The sequence below is a fragment of the Thauera linaloolentis 47Lol = DSM 12138 genome (assembly GCF_000310205.1).
In the GTDB taxonomy this organism is placed as follows: Bacteria; Pseudomonadota; Gammaproteobacteria; order Burkholderiales; family Rhodocyclaceae; genus Thauera; species Thauera linaloolentis.
In genome coordinates, this window is record NZ_AMXE01000151.1 from 1 (window position 1) to 3894 (window position 3894).

Sequence of the window (3894 nt, forward strand, 5' to 3'; positions counted from 1 at the left end):
GCCAGCGCCTGCGCCGCTTCGCGCGGCGGCGCTGGCCCATGCTCGCCGCGGCGGCGGCACTGGCCCTGCTTGCGCTGCCGGTGCGCCAATCGGTGCTGGCGCCGGCGGAGATCGTCCCGCGTGCGCCCGAGGCCGTGCGCGCGCCGCTGCAGGGCGTGGTGGACAGTATCGAGGTGAAGCCCAACGAGACCGTTGCCGCCGGCCAGTTGCTCGCCCGGCTGGATGCGCGAGAATGGCAGGGCCGGCTCGAATCGGCCCGCCAGGCACTCGCCATCGCCGAGGCGGAATGGCGCCAGGGCCAGCAGCAGGCGCTGTTCGACGAACGCAGCAAGGCCGCGCTGGCGCTGCTGCGCGGCAAGCGCGACCAGGCCGTGGCCGACGTCGACTATTACGCGCAGGCGGTGGAGCGCACGCAGCTGCGTGCCGAACGCGCCGGCATCGCACTGTTCGACGACCCCGCCGACTGGATCGGCAAGCCGGTCGCGGTGGGCGAACGCATCATGATGGTGGCCGATCCGCGTGACGCCGAACTGGAAGTGCTGGTGCCGGTGGCGGACGCCATCGCGCTGCCGGACGCGGCGCCGGCACGGCTCTTCCTCAATGCCGCACCGACGGCGCCGGTGGCCGCCACCGTGCTGCGCGTAGGCTATCGCGCGGCACCGACCGCCGACGGCACGCTGGCCTACCGCGTGCGCGCCCGCTTCGACAGCCCGGAAGCGGCCGGCGCGCTGCGCGTCGGCCTCAAGGGCACGGCCAAGCTCTACGGCGAGCGCACCGTGCTGGCGGTCTACCTGCTGCGCCGGCCGCTGGCGACGCTGCGGGTGTGGCTGGGGGTGTGAGCGTGCGGCCGGGCACTGCCGCTATCCCGCCCCCCTCGCCGCTGGGCGAGAGCCGGAGGGATGGCACCGGAAAGCTGCCGCCGCTGCGCGAAGAGCTGCTGCTGCATCGCGCTCCGCACGGCCATGACGGCGCGCCGGCATGGACCCTGGAAGACCCCGGCCGCGGCCGCTTCTTCCAGATCGGCTGGGCCGAGGCCGAGATGCTCGCGCGCTGGCACCTGGGCGGCACCGAGGCCGTCGCCGAGGCCATCGGCCGCGAGACGACGCTGCGCCTCGATGCCGGCGAGGTTGCCGAATTCTCGCATTTCCTCGACACCCAGGGCCTGCTGCAACTGCGCGGGCCGCAGGCGCTGGAGCGCTATGCCAAGGAAGCCGGCGCGCAGCGGCGCGGACACTGGCTGACGTGGCTGCTCCACCACTATCTCTTCTTCCGTATCCCGCTGCTGCGCCCGGACGCCTTTCTCGAGCGCACGCTGCCATGGGTGCGGCGCGTCTTCCTGAACCGCCGCTTCGCCGCCGCCACCATGGCGGCCGGTCTTGCCGGCCTGCTTCTCGCCGCGCGCCAGTGGGACGCCTTCGTACACACCTTCCTCCACTTCTTTACCCTGGAGGGCGCGCTGATCGCCGCCGCGGTGCTGGCCTGCACCAAGATCATCCACGAGCTGGGCCACGCCTACACCGCCAAGCTCCACGGCTGCCGCGTGTCCACCATGGGCGTGGCTTTCATGGTGATGTGGCCGGTGCTGTACACCGATACCTCGGGCGCGTGGCGGCTGGCGAGCCGGCGCCGGCGCCTGAGCATCGGCGCCGCCGGCATGCTGGCCGAAACGGCGCTGGCTGCCTGGGCGACGCTGGCCTGGAGCTTTCTGCCCGACGGCATGCTGCGCAGCGCCGCCTTCATGCTCGCCACCACGACCTGGCTGCTGACGCTGGCGGTGAACCTCAACCCGCTGATGCGCTTCGACGGCTATTTCCTGCTCGCCGACACGCTCAACGTGCCCAATCTGCAGGAGCGCGCCTTTACCCTGGCGCGCTGGCGGCTGCGCGAATGGCTGTTCGGACTTGGCGACGACAAACCCGAGAGCTTCGCGCCGTGGCGCGAGCGGGCAATGCTTGCCTATGCGTTCTGCACCTGGGTCTACCGCTTCTTCCTGTTCCTCGGCATTGCCCTGCTGGTCTACCACATGGCCTTCAAGCTGCTGGGAATCCTGCTCTTCGTCATCGAGATCTTCTTCTTCGTGCTACGCCCCATGTTCAAGGAATTCGGCATCTGGATGCAGCGGCTGCTGGCCAGAAAAACCCGCTGGAACCACCGCAGCCTGGGCACGCTGGCCCTGCTCGTCGCCGCGGTGCTGCTCGCGGCGCTGCCCTGGCACACCCGCATACAGGCGCCGGCACTGGCCCGCGCCGCCGAGCAGGCACGCCTGGTATCACCCTCCGGCGCGCGCGTGGCCGGCATCCTGGTCGGTAGCGGCGAGGCGGTCGAGGCCGGCGCCGCGGTATTCATGCTGGAGGCGCCCGACCTCGATCACGAGCTGCGCAGCTTGCGCCAGCGCATCGGCATCCTGGAGTGGCAATCCGGATTCCACGCCATGCGCATGGACACTGCCGCATCCATCCCCGTCGCGCAGAGCGAGCTGCGTGCTGCACGCATTCGCCTCGCCGAGCTGGAGCGCCAGCGCGCGCAACTGGCGATGGCCGCGCCCTTTGCGGGCGTGCTCGTCGAACTGGCCGAACCGCTGGCCGAAGGCGAATGGGTGGGCGCCGGAGAGTGGCTGGGCACGCTGGCCGCACCCGACGGCATGGTGGTCGAAGCCTATGCGACCGAGGACGACGTCCACCGCCTGCGTGCCGGCAATGCGGCGCGCTTCCTGCCCGACGACCCCGGCCTGGGGGCGCTGAAGCTGCGGGTGGTGGAGATCGCCGCCGCCGCGGCGCAGCGCCTGAACGCCACCCCCGAACTGGCTTCGCCCAACGGCGGCGCCATCGCCGCCGTGCCGGCACCGGCCCGCGTCGGCGGGGATGCCGACGGCGGCGGCTGGGTTCCGGAGCAGGCCGTCTATCGCATCCTGCTGGCGCCGCCGCCCGATGCGCCGGCGGCGTTGCCGCGCCGCCAGGCCCTGCGCGGCACCGTGCTCATCGACGGCGAAGCCGAAAGCCCGCTTGCCCGCCTGTGGCGGCAGAGCCTTGCGGTCATACTGCGCGAAAGCGGCTTCTGATCTGCCACAAAACGGCGGATACCCTTGTTTCTTAATGATATTTAACGTGTCTTGGCGGCCTGCTTCGGATACAAATGAACATGCTCCTGCCGCATCGGACGGGAACTTTCATTGTCATTCCTACAGGCCGAAACCATGACCATCGCCATTGCCGAACGCCATTCCCTGTCACTACGGCTGAAAACCGAAACCTCCGCCCAGCACGAACGCATGCACAACCTGATGGAGGGCGGACAGCCTTTCGCCAGCCGCGAAAACTATGTGCGCTACGTCGTCGCCCAGTATTTCTTCCAGCGTGACATCGAACACCTGTTCGCCAATCCGCAGGTCCAGGCCGCCGTTCCCGACTTCGACGTGCGCGGCCGCCAGGAGGCATCGCGCGCCGACCTCGACGACCTCGGCGCCACGCTTCCGCAAGACGATTTCATCGCCAGTGCGGGCGTGACGATGCCCGAAGCCCTGGGCTGGGTCTATGTTTCCGAGGGCTCGACGCTGGGCGCGGCCTTCCTGCTCAAGGAGGCGCAGGCCAGGCTGGATCTGTCGCCCGATTTCGGCGCGCGCAACCTGGCCGCCTACCCCGAAGGCCGTGCCGCGGTATGGCGCCGCTTCGTCGCCGCGCTCGACGGCGAGGCCATCACCCCCGAAGAGCACGATGCCGTGGTCGCCGGAGCCCACGCCGCCTACAACCGCTTCGGTGCGCTGCTCCAGCACTACTTCCAGATATCGTGATTCGAGCCCGCTCCAAGGCCGCTTCCGTACCGCACGCCGCGGCGGCCGCGCCCACGGGCGGGACGGCGCCCGCCCCGACCCGGCTGGCGGGCAGCCCGCTGGCCCGC

The 3894-nt window shown here is 70.5% G+C and carries 3 protein-coding genes; all 3 read left to right on the top strand.

Annotated features, from left to right (window positions below):
* The coding region (locus C666_RS18700; RefSeq protein ID WP_004348463.1) for an efflux RND transporter periplasmic adaptor subunit at positions 1–839 on the top strand (839 nt) is incomplete at its 5' end.
* On the top strand, positions 836–3058 hold the full coding sequence (locus tag C666_RS18705) for an efflux RND transporter periplasmic adaptor subunit (RefSeq protein WP_004348464.1): 2223 nt from the start codon (positions 836–838) through the stop codon (positions 3056–3058). The genes C666_RS18700 and C666_RS18705, both read left to right, overlap by 4 nt.
* A 135-nt stretch (positions 3059–3193) precedes the next feature.
* Entirely contained in the window at positions 3194–3787 is a 594-nt protein-coding gene (locus tag C666_RS18710; protein ID WP_004348465.1) for a biliverdin-producing heme oxygenase, read from the top strand.
* The last annotated feature ends 107 nt before the right edge of the window (positions 3788–3894 follow it).

Coding starts and splice junctions, on each gene's coding strand:
- C666_RS18710 (WP_004348465.1), top strand. CDS start 3,194: ATGACCATCGCCATTGCCGAACGCCATTCCCTGTCACTACGGCTGAAA.